The sequence below is a fragment of the Actinosynnema mirum DSM 43827 genome (assembly GCF_000023245.1).
GTDB classification, from domain to species: Bacteria; Actinomycetota; Actinomycetes; order Mycobacteriales; family Pseudonocardiaceae; genus Actinosynnema; species Actinosynnema mirum.
Genome location: NC_013093.1, coordinates 3,006,329 through 3,027,028 on the forward strand (window position 1 = coordinate 3,006,329; position 20,700 = coordinate 3,027,028).

The following is a 20,700-nucleotide window of genomic DNA, read 5'->3' on the forward strand; positions in this document are numbered from 1 at the left end:
CCCGAATGGGCCATTCGGGGCGGGTCGGGAGCATATTCTCCCGCTGTGGTCGGACGCGCCCCGTCGCTCCGCCGCACCGAGGGTCGGACGTCCGCCGGAGCAGCCGTGGCGCCGAGCGCGCGGCCTCCGCGCCCACCCCGAACACCCCGAACGCCACAGCCGGACCCAAGGCCCACCCCGAGGAGCCTCCCGTGATGCCCTGCACCGTCGACGCGCCCTTAACCTCCCACGACCGGGAGCTGGTCGCCGAAGCAGTCGAGTTCGCCCGCACCGCCACCGGAGCCAGCGCGCTCGAACTCGTGCTCGGCCGCCCCGCGCCGCTGGAGCTCCAGGCGCACCTGGAGTTCGCCCACGCGGCGGTCCTGGTGCGCGCCGCGACGCCCGAGGCGGTCGCCCCGCTGCTGCGCGGCCTCGGCGTCGACCCGCGCCCGCCCGTGCCCAGCACGGTGGTCCGCGACCGCCTGTCCCGGCGCGCGGGCCGACCGGTGCGGGTGGAGATCGTGCACGGCGCGGTGGGCGGCGGGTTCCCCGGCCGCGAGCTGGAGCTGTTCGTGCTGACCGGCGGCCACCCGCTCACCCCCGAGGACCAGGACCGCGAGGCGCACCTGGCGTTCCGCGCGGAGGGGGACGCGGTGGTGCTGCGCGGGCTGCACAGCGCGCTGCTGGAGGCCGGGCTCGCGCCGGACGGCGGCGGCCACAACGCCCACGAGGGCACGTCGGTGCTGTACTTCCGCGGCGAGCACCGGCTGGAACTCGCCCTGCCGGGGCACCACGAGGCGCTGCTGCGGCACCACCTCGGCGAGGACGAGCCGGGGGGAACGCCGGGGGAGGGCGACGCCGAGAGGGACGGTGACCGGGGCGGAGACCCTGGCGGCGAGGGCGACGCGGCCGGGGACGGCGAGGGGGCCGAGGACCGCGCCGCCGGGAGCGACCCCGCCGGGCTCGCAGGGGGCGCGCACAGCACCGCAGTCCTCGGCGGCGCGGATCTTGACGGCGCGGCCCCCGGTGCCGCAGCGTTCCCCCGGACCGCGCCCCGCCCGAGCACGACCGACCACACCGGAGGGCTGTTCCCGTTGTCCACCAACGACTCCGCCCCCGACTCTGCCCCCGACCGCGCCCCCGACCGCGCCTCCGGCCACACCGCCGCTCCCGGTCCCGTCCCCGCTCCCGCCCCCGGCCCCGGCCCCGGTCACGCTCCCGGCCCCAGCCGCACTCCCGCCCCCGACCACGTCACCGACGCCACCCGCCACCACGTGCTCACCCTGCTCACCGGCGCGTGGCGCACCTCCGCCGTCGCGACCGCCGCCGAGCTGGGCGTCGCCGACCAGCTCGCGGACGGTCCCCTCGCGACCGCCGAGCTGGCCGCCCGCGTCGGCGCCCAGCCCGACCCGCTCAACCGCCTGCTGCGCTTCCTGGCCGCGCTCGGCCTGTTCGCCCACGAGGACGGCCGCTGGCGGCTCACCCCCGCCGCCGAGCTGCTGCGCGCCGACGCCGAGGGCTCCCAGCGCGACCTCGCCCGGCTGTACGGCGGCCTGTTCTACCGCTCGTTCGGCGCGCTGGCGCACACCGTCCGCACCGGCGGCTGCGCGTTCACCGAGGTGTTCGGCGCCGACCCGTTCGACCACCTCGCCGAGCACCCCGACGACGCCCGCCTGTTCGAGGGCGCGATGGCCGCGGGCACCGGGTTCCTCGCGCACGTGCCGCCCCTGCTGGAGGTCCCGGCGGGCGGCACGGTCGTGGACGTCGGCGGCGGCGACGGCACGCTGCTGCGGCTCGTGCTGGAGTCCGCGCCGGGCGCGCGCGGGGTGCTGTTCGACCGCTCGCACGTCGCCGACCCGGCGCGCGCGGCGCTGGGGGAGCGGGCCGATGTGGTGCCCGGCGACTTCTTCCTCGACCCGCTGCCGTCCGGCGGCGACTGCTACCTGCTGTCGCGCGTCCTGCACGACTGGGACGACGAGCGCTGCGCGGTCCTGCTGGCGAACCTGCGCGCCGCGATGCCCGAGGGCACGCCGCTGTACCTGGTGGAGCGCCCGGTCCGCGAGGTCCCGACCCCGCTGGCGCTCGGGTTCGACCTGCACATGATGGTCAACAACGTGCGCGGCCGGGAGCGCGAGGTGGGGGAGTACCGGGACCTGCTGGCGGCGGCGGGTTTCCGGCTGGAGCAGGTGCGCGACCTGCCGCTGGAGATGGCGCTGCTGGTCGCGCGCTGATCCCGCCCCGGACTCCGGGGACCCGACCCACCCCTCGGGGCGGGTCCCCGGACCCCGTCACGGCCTGCGCAGCACCGTCACCGCGAAGCCCGCGGACTTCTCCCACGGCCGCAGGTCCCAGGTCGCGAACCGCTGCTCCAGCACCAGCCCGGCCGCCGCGCAGTGCGCGTCGAAGTCGGCCAGCGGGTACCCCCGGTCGGTGCCGAACCCGATCACCGCGAAGCCGTCCGGCGCCAGGTGGTCCGCGAAGCCCCTGAGCACGTCGACCTCGGTGCCCGCCGCCAGGAACGTCATCACGTTGCCCGCGCAGACGATCGCGTCGAACGGCTCGGTCACGCCCTGCCCCGCCAGGTCCAGGTCGGCCAGGTCGGCGGCGAGCAGCGTCGGCACCTCGGGGTGGTCCTCGCGCGCGGCCTCGATCAGCGCCGGGTCGGCGTCCACGCCCACCACCACGTGCCCCCGCGCGTGCAGCTCGGCGGACACCCGGCCGGTGCCGCAGCCCGCGTCGAGCACCCGCGACCCGCGCCGCAGCATCGCGTCCAGCGTGCGCGCCTCACCGGGCCAGGTCGGCGCCGTCGCGCCGCATGGCGCGGAAGCGCTCGATGTACCACTGCGAGTGGCCGGGCTTGGTGTCGGTGGCCCACCGGGTCGGTTTTCCCATGCCCGCCAAGCTAGCCCACCTGGCCCAACGCCCGCCGCGCAGGTCAGGGGGTGTCCGGAGCGGGACCTCGGGCCCCGCGCCCGCGGGTCCCCGGACCCTGGTGGCGGTCGTCTCGGGGAAAACCCGCACGGGGGTGGCGGGCTTCAGTACCGTGATTCCCACGCACGGTGACGGGGGCGCTCTGCGCGAAGGAGGTCACTGATGGGGGAACGTGATCGGGCGCTGGACTTCCTGAGCGCGGTGGTCCGGGACGCGCTGGACCTGGAGTTCACCGACGAGCTGCTGGAGCGCCGGACCAGGCTCGCCGCCCGCAGGCTGCGCCGCCTGGCCGAACCGGACCTGCTCGGCGACCGGGAGGCCCGGCGGGTGCTGGGGCTCTACCACTGGCTGCGCGCCGAGGCCAGGCGCAGCCGCCGCGAGCTGCGCAAGGCCGTGGCGCTGCTGCTGCCGGTGGCGCGCGACGCCCCGGAGACGCTGCCCACGTCGGTGCTGGACCTGCTGGCGCGCCTGGGGGTCCAGCGCCAGCGGCCGGTGCGCAGGCCCGCGCCGCCGCCGCTGTCCGAGCCGGTGGCGAACGCGCGCGACCAGGCCGGGACGTTCGCCGCCGAGAGCGCCGCGCTGCTGGAGGCGTTCACCGCGTCCGGCAGCGGGCAGACCCTGGCGAAGGCGGTCGAGCTGTCCAGGGCGGCGCTCGCGTCCACCCCGCGCGAGGACCCCCGGCGGGCGGTGATCGCGACCGCGCACAGCACCGCGCTGCGGATGCTGCACGCGGTCACCGGCGACCCGGCGCTGCTGCGGGAGGCCGCGGGCGCGGCGCGGGCGGGGGTGGCCTCGGCCGGGGACACCGCCGAGTCGGCGCGGGCGCTGACCGCCCTGCACGCCGCGCTCGGCGCCCTGTTCGAGGCGACCGGCGACCTGACGCCGCTGCGCGAGTCGGCGCGGGCGGCGCGGTCGGCGCTGGAGGTGGCCCCCGAGGGGCCGGACCGGGTGGCGGCGCTGGCGGGCGCGGCCGAGCGGCAGCGGGTGCTGGCTGAGCTGACCGGGGACGTCGGGGCGCTGGCGGAGGCCGAGGGGAACGCGCGGGCGGCGCTGGAGCTGGGGGCGGCGGACGACCCGGACCTGCTGGCGGGGCTGGCGGACGCGCTGCGGGCGCGGTTCGCGGCGACCGGTGACCTGGAGGCGCTGCGCGAGGCGGTCGACCTGGACCACGACGCGGTGGCGTCGACCCCGGACGGGCACGTGCGGCTGCCCGGCCGGATGATCAACTACGTGACGTCGCGGCGGCTGCTGGCGGTGCGCACCGGTGACCCGGAGCTGCTGCGGGCGGCCACCGACGACGGGCGGCTCGCCGCCGAGCGGGCGCCCGACCACCTGCAGCGCGGGGTCGCGCTGGCGCAGGCGGGAAGCGCTCTCATGGTGCTGGCGGACTGGAGCGGGGACACCGCGCTGCTGCGCGAGGCGGCGGCGCTGTGCCGGGAGTCGGCGCGGGTCGCGCCCGAGCGGCACCGGGCCGAGTCGTGGGCGCTGCTGTGCGCCGCGCTGACCGGGCTGCACGAGCGCACCGGTGACGCGCGGGCGCTCGGCGAGGCGGTCGCGGCCGGGCGGGAGGCGGTGGCGGCCACCCCGGAGTGGCACGTGCGGCACACCTCGCGCGCCGGGGCGCTGGCGGTGGCGCTGGACCGGGTGCACGCGCTGCCCGAGGACGAGCGGGTGCTGGCGCAGGCGGTGCCGGGGTCCGGGGGCGTCCCGGCGGTGGGCGACGGGGCCGGGGACCGAGGCGCGGTGGGCGACGGGCTCGGGCGGTCCTGGGTGCTGTCGGCGTTGGGGGGCGCCAGGTTCGCGGACTTCCAGCGCAGCGGCGACCTGGAGGCGCTGGCCGAGTCGGTGGACTCGCTGCGCCGGGCGCTCGTGGAACCGGCGGACGAGCTGTCGGCGGCCCGCTCGCGGTACCGGTTCGGCGTGGCCGCGCTGGCCCTCGCCGCCCGCGCGGACGCGCCGGAGCTCCTCGTGGAGGCCCTGGAGGCGTTGGAGGACACCGGGAGCGCGGCTCCGCCGACCCGGTTCGCGGCGGCGGTGGTGGCGGCCGGGGCGCGGGTCGCGCTGGGGCAGTCGGAGCGGGCGCTGGAGCTCGTGGAGGGGGCCGTGGGGCAGCTGCCGCTGCTGGCCGCGCTGGACCTGGCGCGCGAGGACGCGGCGGCGCAGGCGGTGGGGCACGGGGGTTTCGCGGCGGTCGCCGGGGCGGCGGCGCTGGCGTGCGGGCGGCCGGAGCGGGCCGTGGAGCTGGTGCAGCTGGTCGGGGACGCGCTGGTGGGCGCGGAGGCGCCGCCGGTGGTGCCGGGGCCGGTGGCGCACGTCTTCTGCGGGCCGACCGGCGGGCGGGCGCTGCTGGTGCGGCCGGGGCGGGCGGTGGTGGCCCTGGTGCTGCCGGGGGTGGCGCACGCGGAGCTGGTGGCGCGCGGGGAGGCGCTGGCGGCGGCGGTGGAGGGGGAGGACACCGAGTCGCAGCGGGCGGTGGAGGTAGTGCTGGCGTGGCTGTGGACGGCGGTGGCCAGGCCGGTGCTGGACGCCCTCGGCCCGCACGGGCGCGAGCTGCCGCGGTTGTGGTGGCGGCCGGTGGGCGGGCTGGCGCGGCTGCCGCTGCACGCGGCGGGGGTGCCGGGCGGGGAGTCGGCGCTGGACCGGGTGGTGTCGTCGTACGTGCCCGCCGGGAGGGCGGGGGGCGTGGGGTGGGTGGTGGGGGCGCTGTGGCCGGTGGACGCGGTGGTGGCGACGGAGGTGGTGGAGTCGGCGCACCGGGCGGCTGCGGTGGCCGGGGCCGCCGGTGCTCCGGCGGCGAGCGAGGCGGCGGCGCGGGCGGTGCACGCGGTGGTGCGGGAACACCGGGCGGCGTACCCGGACCTGCCGCTGCGGTGGGCGGGGCACGTGCACACGGGGTGGTGAGGCGGGGCGGCGGCCCCCGCCTCGGGCGTCGGCGCCCGTGGCGGTGCGGACGCGCCACCGGTGCTCGTCGTCCTCGGCGCGAGCCGGGGTGTTGCTCGCGGTGTGGGCACGGGTGGCGACCCCGCGCGCGCCCGCTTCCGCTGCCGCGCACCAGCACCACCCGCAGGTCACCTGATCTAGTCACTGCCAAGATACGTCATTCGTGCGATGCGCCGCCCTGCCCCCGCTTGATCGGATCGAGGGGGCCGCCCCACCGCGAGCAGGGAGCACCACCACGAGGTCCGAAGCAGTCGACACCGTGGTCACCGGGTCCGGCATGGGCGGGCTCGCCGCCGCCAGGGCGCTGGCCGAGTTCGGGGACCGGCGGGTGCTCGTGCTGGAGCGGCACCACGTCCTCGGGGGCATGACGCACGACTACGACGTCCTGCACTTCCCCGACCCGACCTCGCCGCGCACGAGGAGCGCTTCCCCGAGGTCTTCCGCACCGTCGACGAGCACCTCGCGACCCGCTTCCGAGACCCCCGCCTGCGCCAGATCCTCGCCGCCCGCTCCGACCTCCACGGCCCCACCCCGGACCGCGCCGCTCCAGGCGGAAGGCGGGCGGTCCTGCCTGGTGCTGTTCCTCGGGTTCGACCGGTCGCCCGCCGAGTTCGGGCTGCGCGGCGAGAACCACTCGTTCGTCGACCCGCCCACCGCGGACCGCTGGCGCGACGGCAAGGACGCGGCCTGCGGGCAGTTCAAACGCGACACCACCCGCCGAGTCCTGGACCGGATGGACGCGCGGTGGCCGGGGTTCAGCGACGCCGTCGCGTTCGCCGAGCTCGCCACCCCGCTCACGTTCGAGACCTACCAGAACAGCCACCGCGGCGTCTTCTACGGCCTGCCCGCCACCCCCGACCGCCTCCGCGAACCCCTCGCCGGACCACGAACCCCGTTCGACGGACTGCTGATCACCGGCCAGGACGCCACCGACGGCGACACCGGGGGCGCGTTCTCCGCCGCCGAGGTCGACGCCGGGCGGCGGCCGGCCTGCCAGACCCTGCCGACCGGCGACCTCGTGGTCACCCGGTAGCGGGACCACCCGCCAGGAACCCGCCCGCGCCCGGCCGCGTTGGGCCGGGCGCCGACCGCCGCCGGGCCCAGCGCGCCGGGCGCCGACCGCCGCCGGGCCCAGCGCGCCGGGCGGCCACCGCCGGAGGAGCACGATGACCGACCGCCGTCCGCCGCCCCTGCGCGGCCGGGAGGCCGAGCTGGCCCGCCGCGTCGACCTGCTCGCGCGCGGCGCGGGCGGCGCGCTCGTGCTCGAAAGGGCCTCCGGCAGCGGCAAGACCCGGTTGCTGGACGAGGTCGCCGCGCGGGCGCTCGACGCCGGGCTGCGGGTGTTCACCGGCGCGTGGCAGCGCGGCTGGCAGGTGCTGGAGCTGCTCGACGGGCTGCCCGGCGCGGGCGGGGGCCGGTGGCGGCGGGCTGGTGCGGGAGCTGCACGACAGCCTGGAGCGGGCCGCGCTCGACGCGCCCGTGCTGGTGGTGCTGGACGACTTCCAGTGGCCGACCCCGCCGCCGCCAAGGCCGCCCGCGTCCTGGTGCGCCGCCCGGCCGCCGACCCGGTGCTGTGGGTGATCGCCCGGCGGCCCGCGCCGGACGACCACCCGGACGTCCCGGTGCTGCGGCTGGGCGACCTGGACGCCGCAGCGGTCCGCGACCTCGCGCGGGACGCGCTCGGCGGCGCGCCGGACGCCCCGCTGACCGGGCTGCTCGCGGGCGCCCTGGGCACCCCGCTGCTCATCGGCGAGCTGCTGCACGGCCTGCTCGACGAGGCGGCCGTGCACGTGCGCGACGGCGTCGCCGCGCTGCGCGAGGGGACCGCGCCACCGCTGCGCTTCCGCGAGTCCGTCCGGGGCCGGGTGCGGCAGCTGTCCGGACCGGCGCGCGAGGCCGTGCCGTCCTGGGGCGCGTTCACCGCCGGGCAGCTCGCCCGGATGCTGGACCGCACGCCCGCCGCCCTGCTCGGACCGCTGCGGGAGGCCCTGGACGCCGAGCTGGTGGTCGAGCGCGGCGAGCGGTTCGCGTTCCGGTACGACCTCCTGCGCGAGGCCGTCGAGGGCGGGCTGCCCGAACCGCTGCGGCGCGACCTGCGCAGGCAGGCCGTGGAGGCGAGCCTGGCCGAGGGCGCGCCCGCCGCCGACGTCGCCGCGCTCGTGCTGCGCACCGCCACCAGGGGCGACCAGCGCTCCATCGCGCTGCTGCGGCGCGCGGCGGCCGAGATCGCGCCCCGCTCGCCGGTGGTCGCCGCCTCGCTGAGCACGCGGGCGCTGGAGCTGGTGCGGCCCGGCGGGGCCAAGGGGCCCGTGCTGACCGACGCGGTGACCCAGCTCGTGCTCGCGGGCGAGGTGGACGAGGCGTCGGCGCTGTTCGACCGGTACGCCGGGGCCGCGCAGGCCCCCGCCACCGCGGCCCGGCTGCGCCGCCTGCTCGCCGAGGTGCTGCTGCCCGCCGACGTCGCCCGGTCGGCGGCGCTGTGCCGGGAGGCGCTGGCGCTGCCCGGACTGGCGGACGACCCGCGCGCCCAGCCGCACGCCGTGCTCGCCACCGCCCTGGTCGTCGCGGGCGAGCGCGCCGAGGCCCGCAGGGAGGCCGAGGCCGCCACCGCCGCCGCGTCGGGCTCCACCGCCCCGGTGCCCCGCTCGTCGGTGCTGATCACGGACGCGCTCAGCCGGTTCCAGCGCTGCGACCCGGCGGGCGCGCTGCGCGCGGCCGACGCGGCGATCCGGGCGCGGGACGCGGCCCTCGGCGCCCGCGCGCTGTGGCTGCCCGACCGGGGCAAGGCGCTGCTGCTCGCCGCGCCCGGCCGGATCGCCGAGGCGTGGGAGCTGACCGTGACCGGGCTCGACCTCGCGCGCGCCGACGGGCAGCAGGCCAACGAGTGGACCCGGGTGGTGATCCGCACCGCGCTGCTGCTGCGCGCCGGGCGGCTGGACGAGGCCCGCGCCGAGGCCGAGGCGGTCCGGGCGCTGTCCGAGGAGCTGGGCGCGGCGGTGTTCCGCGAGTTCGCCTCCTCGGTGCTCGGGCACGTCGCGCTGCACCGGGGCGACCTGGCGGCGGCCGGGCGCGCGGCCACGCGGATGCTCGCGGTCGGGCTGCCGTCGTGGCGGGCGCGCGGGGAGGCGCTGCGGGCACTGGTGGCCGAGGCGGCGGGCGAGGCGGCAACCGGGTTCCACGGCGGGTGCGCCGACCCGGTGGCGCTGGACGGGCCCGCCGAGGTCGCCGGGCTGGTGCGGCTGCTGCTGCGCTCCGGCGAGCGGGAGCGGGCCGGGGCCGTCGTGGCGCGGCTGGACGGGGAGGTGGCGCGGCGTCCGGGGGAGCGGGCGGTGCGGGCCGCCGCCTGGCGCGCGCGGGGCGTGCCGGAGGGGGACGTCGAGCCGCTCCTCCAGGCGGTGGAGGCGTACGAGGGGGACGAGCGGGCGCTGGTGCTGGAGGACGCCGGGCGCGCTCGCCGGTGCGGACCGGGCCGCCGGGGTGGTGCTGCTGGACTCGGCGCTGGAGCCGTGGACCGCCGCCGGGGCCGGGCGGGTGCGCGGGGCGCTGCGGCGGCACGGGGTGCGGCGGCGCGCCCGAGGGGCCCGGCGCGGGCTGGGCCGGGCTGACCGGGGCCGAGACCAAGGTCGCCCGGCTGGTCGCGCTGGGGCGCACGAACCGGCAGGTCGCCGACGAGCTGCACCTGTCGCCGCACACCGCGAGCACGCACCTGCGGCACGCGTTCGCCAAGCTCGACGTCCGCACCCGGACCGAGCTGGCGCGGCTCGCCCCGAGGGGCTGAGCGGGGAACCCGAAGGGAAGCGCTTTCCGGTAGTGGGGGACCGGGTGTTTGCTCTGGGGGGAGACGGGGAAGGCGCGCCCGGTGACCTGGAATCCGGCTCCGCTCCGTGACGATCGCGCCTCCGGGGGACGGTCGACGGCCGTGCGGCGGCGGTGGGCTACCCCGACCCGGTGATCTTCGGGCGGGTGTTCCCCTCGGGGCGCGTCCCGGCTGGAAGCGCAGGTCCGGGGCCGGTCGGTGGAGTGGGGCACCCGACGTTCGGCCAAGCCACCCAGGGACTCACTCGTTGGAGTTAGGACTTCCACAGAGGTGCCGGGTGGACGTGAGCCGAGAGTAGCCGGCTTCCCGAACGGAGGTCGGTTTATCCCCACCCCCGCTGTGGTCGTAGAGCCATGTCGCCCGCCCCCGAGCGCTTCTAGCGTGGGAACCGTCCACAGGGAGGGTTCATGGTTTCGACTGTGTCGGGTGCTCGGCTTCCGGTCGCCACCGGTGTGGTCCGCGCCGCGCTGAAGACGGGCGCGCTGGTCCGCCTGTCCCAGGTCACCAAGCAGTTCGGCGACGAGGTCGTGCTGCGCGGGGCCGGGTTCCGGGTGCGGCCCGGAGAGCTCGTCGGGGTCGTCGGCGCGCGGGGGGCGGGCAAGACCGTGCTCGCGTCCGTCGCCGCCGCGCTGCTGCCCCCGGACGAGGGGCAGGTCCGCCTGTTCGGGCGCGACCCCTGGGAGGACTGCGGCTTCGCCAGGTCCGGCGTCGGGCTGGTGCCCGACCGGGTGCCCGTGGCCGACCGGCTCTCCTGCTTCGACGTCCTGGTCTGCTGCGCGCTCCGCTCCGGGGCCGCGCGGGGCGAGGCCGAGCGGGAGGCGGGCGTGCTGCTGGCCGCCTGCGAGCTCGGCGACGTCGCCCACGTGCAGGCCGCCGAGTGCACGACCGGGCAGCAGGTCCTGCTGCGGCTCGCCGCCGCCCTGCTCGGCGGGCGGGCGCTGCTGGTGCTGGACGACCCCTTCGCCGGGGTCGACGGCTGGGAGTCCGAGGTGGTCCGCGCGGTCCTGCGCGAGTTCGCCGCCGCCGGTGGCGGGGTGCTGTGCACCGCGCGCGACCGGGCGGCGCTGGAGGACTGGTGCGACACCCACCTCGCACTGCGGTCCGGGAGCCTGAGCGCTGCTCCCAGGGCCTTCCGCTGACGCTCCGGCGTCACTGATCGGGGAGACGAGTGCGCGTGCGACTGGCCAATCCGGTGGTAACGAAGGTGGATCCCGAGGGCAGGCTCCTGCTGGCCGTGCCCGCGACCGGGGCGTCGTTCCTGTTCGCGGCCGAGGAGACGGGGATGTGGATCGAGCTGTGGCGGCACGGCGGCGACGTCGAGCGGGCGGCCGACGGGCTCGCCCAGCGGTGGGACGTCGCGCCCTCGGCGACGCTGGCCGACCTGCGCCGGTGGGCCGCCCACCTGTGCTCGGTGGGGCTGGCCAAGGTGGACTGAGCCCGGCGGCCTGCTCGGGGTGATCGGCTCGGGGGATCGGCTCGGGTGGGCTCGGTGTGATCGCGCGGTCCGGTGAGGCCGGTGCGGGCGGGGCGGAGCGGTGGGTGAGCGGCGCCGGGGTCGGCGCCCGCCCCCGCGCCCTAGCGGTGCCCGTCGAGCCTCCCGGCCAGCAGGGCGTTCACCGAACCCGCGTGCTCGGCCAGGTAGAAGTGGCCGCCGGGGTAGACCTCCAGCGCGAAGCGCGCCGAGGTGTGGCGCTCCCAGGCGCGCGCCTCGGCCAGGTCCACCTTCGGGTCCGCGTCGCCGACCAGCGCCGTGATCGGCAGGTCCAGCACCGGGATCCCGTCGCAGGTGTAGGTCTCCACGGCCTTGTAGTCGGCGCGCAGCGCGGGCAGGGCCGCGCGCAGCACCTCGTCGTCGATCAGCCGGAAGTCGGTGCCGCCCAACGACACCAGCTCCGCCAGGAGCGCCGCGTCGTCGCGCAGGTGCAGCGACTCGCCCCGGTGCGTCTGCGGCGACCGCCTGCCCGAGGCGAACAGCTCCACCGGCGGCGCGCCCCGCTCCTGCAGCCTGCGGGCCACCTCGAACGCCACCGTCGCGCCCATGCTGTGCCCGAACAGGGCCACCGGGCGGTCGACCAGCGGCAGCAGCTCCTCGGTGATCCGCTCCGCCAGCGCCGGGATCGACTCCAGCGGGCGCTCGGACCTGCGGTCCTGGCGGCCGGGGTACTGCACGGTCAGCACGTCGGTGGCCGGGGCGTGCGCTCGTGCCGTGGACAGGAAGTAGGTCGCGGAACCGCCCGCGTGCGGGAAGCACACCAGGCGCACGGGCGCGTCCTCGGTCCGCTGGAACCGGCGCAGCCACAGGCCGCTCGTGGTGGGCGCGTTCGCGTGGGACGCGCTCGACGGGGCCGCGCCCCGGTCCGCGCTGCGCCGCCCGGTCCGGGGGCTTCGGGTCGCTGGCACGGGCACTCCTCGGCTGTGGGGCGGCGGGGTCGTCCGGTCGGCTCCGGCCCGTCGGGCGGGTGCGTCCGGTTCGTCCGGTCCACCGGGACCGTTCGGGCAGGGGTGGTTCGGCCGGGGTTCGTTCGGCCGGGTGGTGATCCGGCCGATCGGGGCGCCCCTGAAGCTCCCCGCGCCGCGCCCCCGCGGCAACCCCTAGCGCACCCCTGGTCGCGAACTCCCGCCCCCTCCTACCCGGACTCCGGCTTTGCGTCGCCCGGCTGCGCCAGCGGGTCGTCCTCCGGGGCGAGCTGCACGTCGAAGCGGCCGAAGATCGAGCGCACGGCCGTGATCAGGTCGCTCGCCTCGGGCACCGCCTCGGGGTCGAGCAGGCTCTGCACGGTCAGCCCGGTCATCACCGCCAGCAGGAACGAGCCCGCCGCGAGGCGGGTGCGCTCCTCGGCGTCCGTGCCCGCCAGGGTCAGCTGCCCCAGCGAGGGCCGGGCGCGGCGGTAGGTGGACGCGAGCTTCTCGCGCAGGTCGGGCATCCGCTCCGCCAGCGAGAACGCCTCGATGCCCGCCACCCACAGCGGCCGGTGCGTGGTGATGGACTCCAGCACCCCGGCCCACATGGTCTCCAGCCTGCCCGCGACCGTCGGGTCGGTGCCGACGTCGGCCATGACCCGGTCAAGCTCGTTGCCCCACTCCTCGAACGCCGAGACGAGCGCGGCGCTGAGCAGGGCCTCTTTGGAGCCGAAGTGGTATCCGATCGAGGCCAGGTTCGTGTTCGACGCCGCGACGATGTCACGTGCCGTGGTGTTCGAGTAACCGCGTTCGTACAGGCACTTCTTCGCCCCGTCGAGGAGCTGGTCACGGTGGCCCACCTGGTGATCATACCCGACTGCGAGTGATCATTCATACGATCGTCATATACAAGCGTATAGATCCCGGTGTAGCGTTGCGACCATGACTCCAGGCCCACGTGCGGGCAAGCGTGAGTGGTGGGGGCTGGCCGTCCTCGTCCTCGTCACCCTCATCATCAGCATGGACATGACCGTGCTGTCCTACGCGCTGCCCTTCATCAGCGTCGAGTTAGGCCCGTCCAGCAGTCAACTCCTGTGGATCACGGACATCTACGCGTTCGTCCTCGCCGGACTGCTGATCCCCATGGGCACCCTCGGCGACCGGATCGGCAGGCGCAAGCTGCTGATCGTCGGAGCCGTCGCGTTCGGAGTGGCCTCCGCGCTGTCCGCCTACGCCAGCTCCCCGGAGCTGCTGATCGGCACGCGCGCCCTCATGGGCGTCGCGGGCGCGACCCTCATGCCCTCCACGATGTCGTTGATCCGCACCATGTTCCAGGACGCCCAGCAGCGCCGCGCCGCGATCGGCCTGTGGGCCACCGGCTTCTCCGCCGGTGGCGCGCTCGGCCTGCTGCTCGGCGGCGTGCTGCTCCAGAGCTTCCACTGGGGCACGGTCTTCCTGGTCAACGTCCCCATCATGCTCGTGCTCGTCGTCGCCGCCCCGCTGCTGCTCCCCGAGTACCGCAACCCCGGCGCGGGCAAGTTCGACCTCTTCAGCTCCGCGCTGCTGTTCGCCGCCGTGCTCCCGGTCGTCTGGGGCGTCAAGGAGCTGGCGGAGCGCGGGATCGGCTGGCCGCCCTTCGCGGGCATCGCGCTCGGACTCGTGCTGCTGCCGGTGTTCCTGGTGCGCCAGAACAAGGCCGACGACCCGATGCTCGACGTGAGCCTGTTCCGCAAGGCCGCGTTCTCGGCGGCGCTGGCCACCAACGTCCTCGCCAACTTCGCGATGATCGGCTTCATGTTCTTCACCAGCCAGTACCTCCAGCTGGTGCTCGGGCTGGAACCGTTCGAGGCAGGCCTGTGGTCGCTGCCCCAGGCGTTCACCGGCGCGCTCGGCGCGGCCCTGTTCGCCCCGGTCCTCGTCGCGAAGCTGCGCTACTCGCGGGTGGTCGCGCTCGGCCTGCTGCTGGGCGTCGGCGGTTCCGTGGTCATGTCGCAGGTGCGGGTCGAGGACGGGCTCGCGCAGGCCATCGTCGGCCAGTCGCTCAGCGCCATGGGCCTGGCGATGGTGCTGACCCTGACCGCGGAGCTGGTCGTCACCACCGCGCCGCAGGAGCGCGCGGGCGCCGCGTCCGGGCTGTCCGAGACGGGCAGCCAGTTCGGCGGCGCGCTCGGCGTCGCGGTGCTCGGCAGCCTCGGCGCGTTCGTCTACCGCTCCGAGCTCACCGAGCTGAGCCCGGCCGGGGTGTCCCCGGACGTGCTGACCACCGCCAAGGAGACGCTCGGCTCGGCCGTCGAGGTCGCCGCCGCGCTGCCCGCCGCCACCGGGGACGCGCTGAACCTGGCCGCCAGGACCGCGTTCACCCACGAGGTGCAGGTCTCGGCCTGGTCGGTGGCCGGGGTGCTGCTGCTCACCACCTTCGTCGCCGCCGCGCTGCTGGCCAAGGTCCCCCGCCCCGGCCCCGCGCCCGACGCCGCCGTGGAGGCGGCGACCGAGGCCGCCGCCGACGCCACCCCCGAGGTCGACCCCGACGGCGACGCCGGGACCCCTGTCGCAGGGGGGAGCGCCGAGGAGGGGGCCGCCGCCGAGACCTCTGGCAAGACCCCTGGGAAGAGCGCAGGGAAGGCCGCGGGGAAGCCCGCCGCGCACCCCGTTGCCGATCCCGCCCGCGACGCCCCGGAGCCCGCCCCGGAGCTCCCGGTCGCCCTGGTCAGCCCCGTGAAGGACGACGAGGGCTCGCTCGTCACCTGACCCTCCCCACCGCCGTCAACCCCGATCCCGGTCGCACCCCTGGTGTGGCCGGGATCTTGTCGTTCCGCGGGGTCCGCAGGGGCCCTCAGGGGGGCGCGCAGGGGTCCCCGCACGACCCCCGGTGGACCAAACCCCGCTAGGGGGAAGCTAAGGGCGGGCTAGGGGTTGGCCGTGCTGTCCGGCCTTTCGTAGCGTCATCGTGGAAAGCGGTTCGCGCAATAGCGGGCCGAGGTGCCGTGCGTGCCGGTCGGGATCAGCCAATGCTTTCCGGGAGCAATTCCCGGTGTCGGCCCTCGCCCCGTGACGTGCGGCGCGAAGCGGAGAAACGACAGCCGGGACGATTCCCGGCCGCCGTGTCGGAATGGTCAGAACGCGAAGCGGGAACTGTCCTGGAGGCGTGCGTGGAAAACGAGGCAAAGCTCCTGGGCTACCTGAAGCGGGCCACCGCCGACCTGCGCGAGGCGCGGCGCAGGCTCCGCGAGGTGGAGCGCAGGGAGAACGACCCGATCGCCCTCGTCGGCATCGGCTGCCGGTTCCCCGGCGGGGTCACCGGACCCGACCGGTTGTGGGACCTGGTGGCGGGCGGCGTGGACGCGGTCTCCTCGTTCCCCACCGACCGGGGCTGGGAGCTGGACTCGCTCTACGACCCCGACCCGGACAAGCGCGGCCACAGCTACGCCATGGCGGGCGGGTTCCTGCACGACGCCGCCGACTTCGACGCCGCCTTCTTCGGCATCTCCCCGCGCGAGGCCACCGCGATGGACCCGCAGCAGCGCCTGCTGCTGGAGACCGCGTGGGAGGCGTTCGAGCACGCGGGCATCGACCCCACCACGCTCAAGGGCAGCCGCACCGGCGTCTACGCGGGCCTGATGTACCACGAGTACACCTCGCGCCTGACCACCGTGCCCGAGGAGTTCGAGGGCTTCATCGGCAACGGCAACGCGGGCAGCGTGTTCACCGGCCGCGTCGCCTACGCGCTCGGCCTGGAGGGCCCGGCGGTCACCGTGGACACCGCGTGCTCCTCGTCGCTGGTGTCGATCCACCTGGCCGTGCAGGCGCTGCGCCGCGACGAGTGCTCGCTCGCGCTGGCGGGCGGCGTCACCGTGATGCCCTCGCCCGAGACGTTCGTGGACTTCTCCCGGCAGCGCGGCCTCGCCCCCGACGGGCGCTGCAAGCCGTTCTCCGACGACGCGGACGGCACCGGCTGGTCCGAGGGCGCGGGCGTGCTCGTGCTGGAGCGGCTGTCCGACGCGCGCCGCAACGGCCACCGGGTGCTCGCCGTCGTGCGCGGCACGGCGGTCAACCAGGACGGCGCGTCCAGCGGCCTGACCGCCCCGAACGGCCCGTCGCAGCAGCGCGTCATCCGCGCCGCGCTGGCCAACGCCGGGCTGTCCGCCGAGCACGTGGACGTCGTGGAGGCGCACGGCACCGGCACCTCCCTCGGCGACCCGATCGAGGCGCAGGCCGTGCTCGCCACCTACGGCCAGGACCGCGAGCACCCCCTGCTGCTCGGGTCGATCAAGTCGAACCTCGGCCACACCCAGGCCGCCGCGGGCGTCGCGGGCGTGATCAAGGTGGTCATGGCCATGCGGCACGGCACCGTGCCCAGGACGCTGCACGTGAGCGCCCCCACCACGCACGTGGACTGGACCGCCGGGTCGGTCCGGCTGCCGCTGGAGGCCACGCCGTGGCCGGAGACCGGGCGCCCGCGTCGCGCGGGCGTGTCCTCGTTCGGCATCAGCGGCACCAACTCGCACGTCGTGCTGGAGCAGGCCCCCGCCCCGCAGGCCGCCGAGGTCCCCGCGCCGGACGCCGCCGCCGGGACCGCCGAGGCCGAGCTGCCGCGCGTGGAGACCGACGTCGTGCCGTGGGTGCTGTCCGCCCGCACGCCCGAGGCGCTGGCGGCCCAGGTCCGCAGGCTCCGCGGTGCGGCGCAGGGGCTCGACCCGGTCGACGTGGCCTTCTCGCTGGCCACCACCCGCGCCCACCACGAGCACCGCCTCGCCGTCATCGGCCGCACCGCCGAGGACTTCGCCGCCGCCCTCGCCGAGGGCGCGCCGGGCTCGGTGCGCGGCGTCGCGGACAAGGGCCGCACCGCGTTCCTGTTCACCGGCCAGGGCTCCCAGCGGATCGGCATGGGCCGCGAGCTGCGCGCCGCGTTCCCGGTGTTCCGCGAGGCGTTCGACGCCGCGTGCGCGCTGCTGGACCGCGAGCTGGAGGTCTCGCTCGCGGACGTCGTGCTCGGCGAGGACCGGGAAGCGCTGGACCGCACCGGTTTCAGCCAGCCCGCGCTGTTCGCGTTCGAGGTCGCGCTCTACCGGCTGCTGGAGTCCTGGGGCGTCACCCCGGACTTCGTCGCCGGGCACTCCATCGGCGAGATCGCCGCCGCGCACGTCGCGGGCGTGTTCTCCCTGGAGGACGCCTGCGCGCTGGTCGTGGCGCGCGGCCGGTTGATGCAGGCGCTGCCGTCCGGCGGCGCGATGCTCGCCGTGGAGGCCACCGAGGCGGAGGTCCTGCCGCTGCTGAACGACCGCGTCGGCCTGGCCGCCGTCAACGGCCCCAGCGCCGTGGTCGTCTCCGGCGCCGAGGCCGCCGTCGACCAGGTCGCCGCCGCGCTGGACGGCAGGCGCACCAAGCGGTTGCGCGTCTCGCACGCCTTCCACTCGCCGCTCATGGAGCCGATGCTGGACGAGTTCCGCCGCATCGCCGACAAGGTCTCCTTCCACGAGCCGCTCATCCCGTTCGCCTCCACCTCGACCGGCGGCCCGGCCACCGACGCCGTCGCCACCGCCGAGTACTGGGTCTCCCACGTCCGCGACACCGTGCGCTTCCACGCCTGCCTGGAGCACCTGGCCGGGCACGGCGTCACCCGGTTCGTGGAGGTCGGCCCGGACGGCGTGCTCACCGGCATGGTCGAGCGCGGCGCGGCCGTCGCCACCCAGCGCCGGGGCCGCGACGAGGTCGTCGCCCTCACCACCGGCCTCGCCGCCGCGTTCGCGCACGGCGTCGACGTGGACTGGGCGGCCTTCCACGCCGGGCGCGGCGGGCAGCGCGTCGACCTGCCCACCTACGCCTTCCAGCGCAAGCGCTACTGGCTGGAGTCCGACGGCCCGTCCGGCGACGCCACCTCGTTCGGCCTGCAGGGCGGGGAGCACCCGCTGCTGACGGCGGTCGTGGAGACCCCGGCCAGCGACGGCGTCGTGCTCACCGGCAGGCTCTCCGCGGGCACCCACGCCTGGCTCGCCGACCACGCCGTGCACGGCACCCCGATCGTCCCCGGCACCGGCCTGGTCGAGCTGGCCGTCCGCGCGGGCGACCAGGTCGGCTGCGACCTGGTGGAGGAGCTCACCCTCGAAGCGCCGCTGCCGCTGCCCGAGAGCGGCGCGCTGGCGCTGCGGGTCACCGCCGACGCCCCCGACGAGCACGGCCGCCGCACCCTGGCGATCCACTCCCGCCCCGAGGGCGCCCAGCCCGGCGAGGAGTGGACCCGGCACGCCTCCGGCCTGCTCGGCACCGCCCGCGACAGCGCGCCCGAGCAGCTGACCGCGTGGCCGCCGGAGGGCGCGGAAGCCGTTGACCTGGAAGGGTTCTACCCGCGCCTGGCGGACAACGGCTACGGCTACGGCGAGGTCTTCCGGGGCCTGCGCGCGCTGTGGCGGCGGGCGGACGGCGAGCTGTTCGCGCACGCCGTGCTGCCCGAGTCCGCGCACGCCGACGCCGCCCGCTTCGGCCTGCACCCGGCCCTGCTCGACGCCGCGCTGCACGCCAACCTCGCGGACGGCTCCGAGGAGCGCACCCCGCTCCCGTTCGCCTGGAACGGCGTCACCCTGCACGCGCAGGGCGCCACCGAGCTGCGGATCCACATCACCCAGACCGGCCCCGACCAGCTCTCCGTGGCGGTCGCGGACGGTCAGGGCGCGCCGGTCGCCACCATCGCGCAGCTCGTCGTGCGCCCGGTCTCCGCCGAGCAGCTCGGCGGCACGGCCGGTCGCGGCTACCACGAGTCGCTGTTCCGGCTGCGCTGGACGCCCGCCAAGGCGGGCGCCGTCCCGGTGCCGACCGCCGAGGACTGGGCCGTGCTGGGGCAGTGGCCCACCACCACCGCGACCGCGCACGCCGACCTGGCCGCGCTGCGCGCCCACCTGGACGGCGGCGCCCCGCCGCCCGAGGTCGTGCTCGCCCCGATCGCCCCCGCGTCGCAGGTGTCGCCGGGCGACGTCCCCGCCGAGGTCCGCGGGTCCACCCACGCCGCGCTCGCGCTGCTCACCGGCTGGCTCGCCGACGACCGCCTCACCGGCTCGCGCCTGGTGGTGCTGACCCGCGCCGCCGTCCCCGCCGACCCGACCCGCGCCCCGCTGTGGGGCCTGCTGCGCGCCGCGCAGGCGGAGAACCCCGGCCGCTTCACGGTCGTCGACGTCGAACCCGGCTCCGAGGACCTGCTGCCCGCCGCGATCGGCACCGATGAGCCCGAGCTGGCCCTGCACGAGGGCAAGATCCTCGTGCCGCGCCTGCACCGCGCCGTGCTGCCCGAGACCACCGCCTCCACCTGGCGGCCGGACGGCACCGTCCTGATCACCGGCGGCACCGGCGGCCTCGGCGGGCTCCTGGCCCGCCACCTGGTCACCGAGCACGGCGTCACCCACCTGCTGCTCACCAGCCGCCGGGGCCGGGGCGCGCCCGGCGCGGCCGAGCTGGAGGCCGAGCTGGAGAACCACGGCGCGCAGGTGGACATCGCCGCCTGCGACGCCTCCGACGCCGACGCGCTCACCGCGCTGCTCGCCACGATCCCGGCCGAGCACCCGCTCACCGCCGTCGTGCACGCCGCCGGTGTCGTCGACAACGCCCTCCTCGCCGACCTGACCCCCGAGCAGGTCGACGCGGTGCTGCGCGCCAAGGTCGACTCCGCCTGGAACCTGCACCGGCTCACCGAGGGCCTGGCCGCGTTCGTGCTCATCTCCTCCTCGGCGGCCGTGGTCGCGGGCGCCGGTCAGGCCAACTACGCCGCCGCCAACGCGTTCCTGGACGCCCTGGCCGAGCACCGCCGCGCCCACGACCTGCCCGCGACCTCGCTCGCGTTCGGCCTGTGGGCGGGCAGCGGCATGGGCGCCGACCTGGACGACGCGGACCTGCGCCGCATGGAGCGGCTCGGGATGCCCGCGCTGCCGCCCGCCGAGGGCCTCGCCCTGTTCGACGCCGCGCTCGCCACCGACGAGGCCGCGCTCGTGCCGATGCGGGTGGACCTGATGGCGCTGCGGGCCCGCGTGGACGACCTGCCCGCCGTGCTGCGCGGCCTGGTCCGGGTCCCGGCCCGGCGCGCCGCCCTCACCGCGTCCGGCGCCGACGCCCGGCCGCTGGCCGACCGCCTCGCCGGGCTGCCCGCCGTCGAGCGCGAGCAGCTCCTGCTCGACCTGGTGCGCGCCCACGCCGCCTCCGTCCTCGGCCACGCCGGGGTCGAGGAGGTCACGCCCACCAGGGCGTTCAAGGAGCTCGGCTTCGACTCGCTGGCCGCCGTCGAGCTGCGCAACCTCCTCGGCGCGGCCACCGGGCTGCGGCTGCCCGCCACCGCGGTCTTCGACCACCCCTCGCCGCAGGCGCTCGCCCGCGAGCTGCTGGGCCAGCTCGTCGTGGAGGAGGACCACGCGCGGTCCGTCCTCGCCGAGGCCGACCGGCTGGAGGCCGCGCTCGCCTCGGTCGCCGACGAGGACGCGGCCAGGGTCACCGCCCGCCTGGAGGCGCTGCTGCGCACCTGGCACGACGCGCGCGGCCGAGCCGAGGACGCGGGGCACGACCTCGGCGAGGCCACCGACGAGGAGCTGTTCGCGGTGCTCGACAACGAACTCGGCATCTCCTGACCTCGGTCACCGGTCCCGACGGCGCTTGAAGAT

The 20,700-nt window shown here is 76.9% G+C and carries 11 protein-coding genes and 1 pseudogene; 9 read left to right on the forward strand and 3 right to left on the reverse strand.

From position 1 onward, the window contains the following. Positions 1-194 precede the first annotated feature (194 nt). A complete protein-coding gene (locus AMIR_RS40975) occupies positions 195-2,210 on the forward strand; it encodes a methyltransferase (RefSeq protein WP_015801495.1) in 2,016 nt (671 codons plus the stop codon). A gap of 57 nt (positions 2,211-2,267) precedes the next feature. On the opposite strand, the gene AMIR_RS13350 is transcribed toward AMIR_RS40975, so the two are convergent. Further along, positions 2,268-2,744: a class I SAM-dependent methyltransferase gene (locus AMIR_RS13350; RefSeq protein WP_342626589.1), complete on the reverse strand. Its 477-nt coding sequence runs from the start codon at positions 2,742-2,744 to the stop codon at positions 2,268-2,270. Between the two features lie 328 nt (positions 2,745-3,072). On the opposite strand from AMIR_RS13350, the gene AMIR_RS35630 reads away from it, so the two are divergent. The 6 genes from AMIR_RS35630 to AMIR_RS13385 all read left to right on the forward strand — a co-directional run bounded on the left by AMIR_RS35630 (position 3,073) and on the right by AMIR_RS13385 (position 11,102). Continuing rightward, positions 3,073-5,811 carry a thioesterase domain-containing protein gene (locus AMIR_RS35630; RefSeq protein ID WP_015801497.1) on the forward strand — a complete coding sequence of 913 codons (2,739 nt, stop codon included), beginning with the start codon at positions 3,073-3,075 and terminating at the stop codon, positions 5,809-5,811. Positions 5,812-6,109: 298 nt separating this feature from the next. Next, entirely contained in the window at positions 6,110-6,883 is a 774-nt protein-coding gene (locus AMIR_RS13365; RefSeq protein WP_015801498.1) for an NAD(P)-binding protein, read from the forward strand. A 133-nt stretch (positions 6,884-7,016) separates the two neighbouring features. Continuing rightward, a complete protein-coding gene (locus tag AMIR_RS41780; protein WP_041836733.1) occupies positions 7,017-9,455 on the forward strand; it encodes an ATP-binding protein in 2,439 nt (812 codons plus the stop codon). A 35-nt stretch (positions 9,456-9,490) separates the two neighbouring features. After that, a complete protein-coding gene (locus tag AMIR_RS41785; RefSeq protein WP_240439019.1) occupies positions 9,491-9,628 on the forward strand; it encodes a response regulator transcription factor in 138 nt (45 codons plus the stop codon). Positions 9,629-10,074: 446 nt separating this feature from the next. Continuing rightward, entirely contained in the window at positions 10,075-10,806 is a 732-nt protein-coding gene (locus AMIR_RS13380; protein WP_015801500.1) for an ATP-binding cassette domain-containing protein, read from the forward strand. Positions 10,807-10,871: 65 nt separating this feature from the next. Continuing rightward, a complete protein-coding gene (locus AMIR_RS13385; protein ID WP_049796823.1) occupies positions 10,872-11,102 on the forward strand; it encodes a hypothetical protein in 231 nt (76 codons plus the stop codon). Positions 11,103-11,242: 140 nt separating this feature from the next. Here AMIR_RS13385 and AMIR_RS13390 read toward each other — a convergent pair whose 3' ends face one another. Continuing rightward, positions 11,243-12,067 (reverse strand): thioesterase II family protein, encoded by an 825-nt coding sequence (locus AMIR_RS13390; protein ID WP_015801502.1) that lies wholly within the window; start codon positions 12,065-12,067, stop codon positions 11,243-11,245. Between the two features lie 227 nt (positions 12,068-12,294). Continuing rightward, positions 12,295-12,927 (reverse strand): TetR/AcrR family transcriptional regulator, encoded by a 633-nt coding sequence (locus AMIR_RS13395; protein WP_015801503.1) that lies wholly within the window; start codon positions 12,925-12,927, stop codon positions 12,295-12,297. 82 nt (positions 12,928-13,009) lie between these two features. Here AMIR_RS13395 and AMIR_RS13400 point away from each other — a divergent pair. Both AMIR_RS13400 and AMIR_RS13405 read left to right on the forward strand, forming a co-directional pair. After that, positions 13,010-14,530, forward strand: a pseudogene (locus AMIR_RS13400) (MFS transporter); the annotation flags it as partial. Between the two features lie 686 nt (positions 14,531-15,216). Continuing rightward, the gene (locus AMIR_RS13405) at positions 15,217-20,667 is read left to right on the forward strand and encodes a type I polyketide synthase (protein ID WP_015801505.1); all 5,451 of its coding nucleotides are present in this window, start codon (positions 15,217-15,219) and stop codon (positions 20,665-20,667) included. Positions 20,668-20,700: the final 33 nt, after the last annotated feature.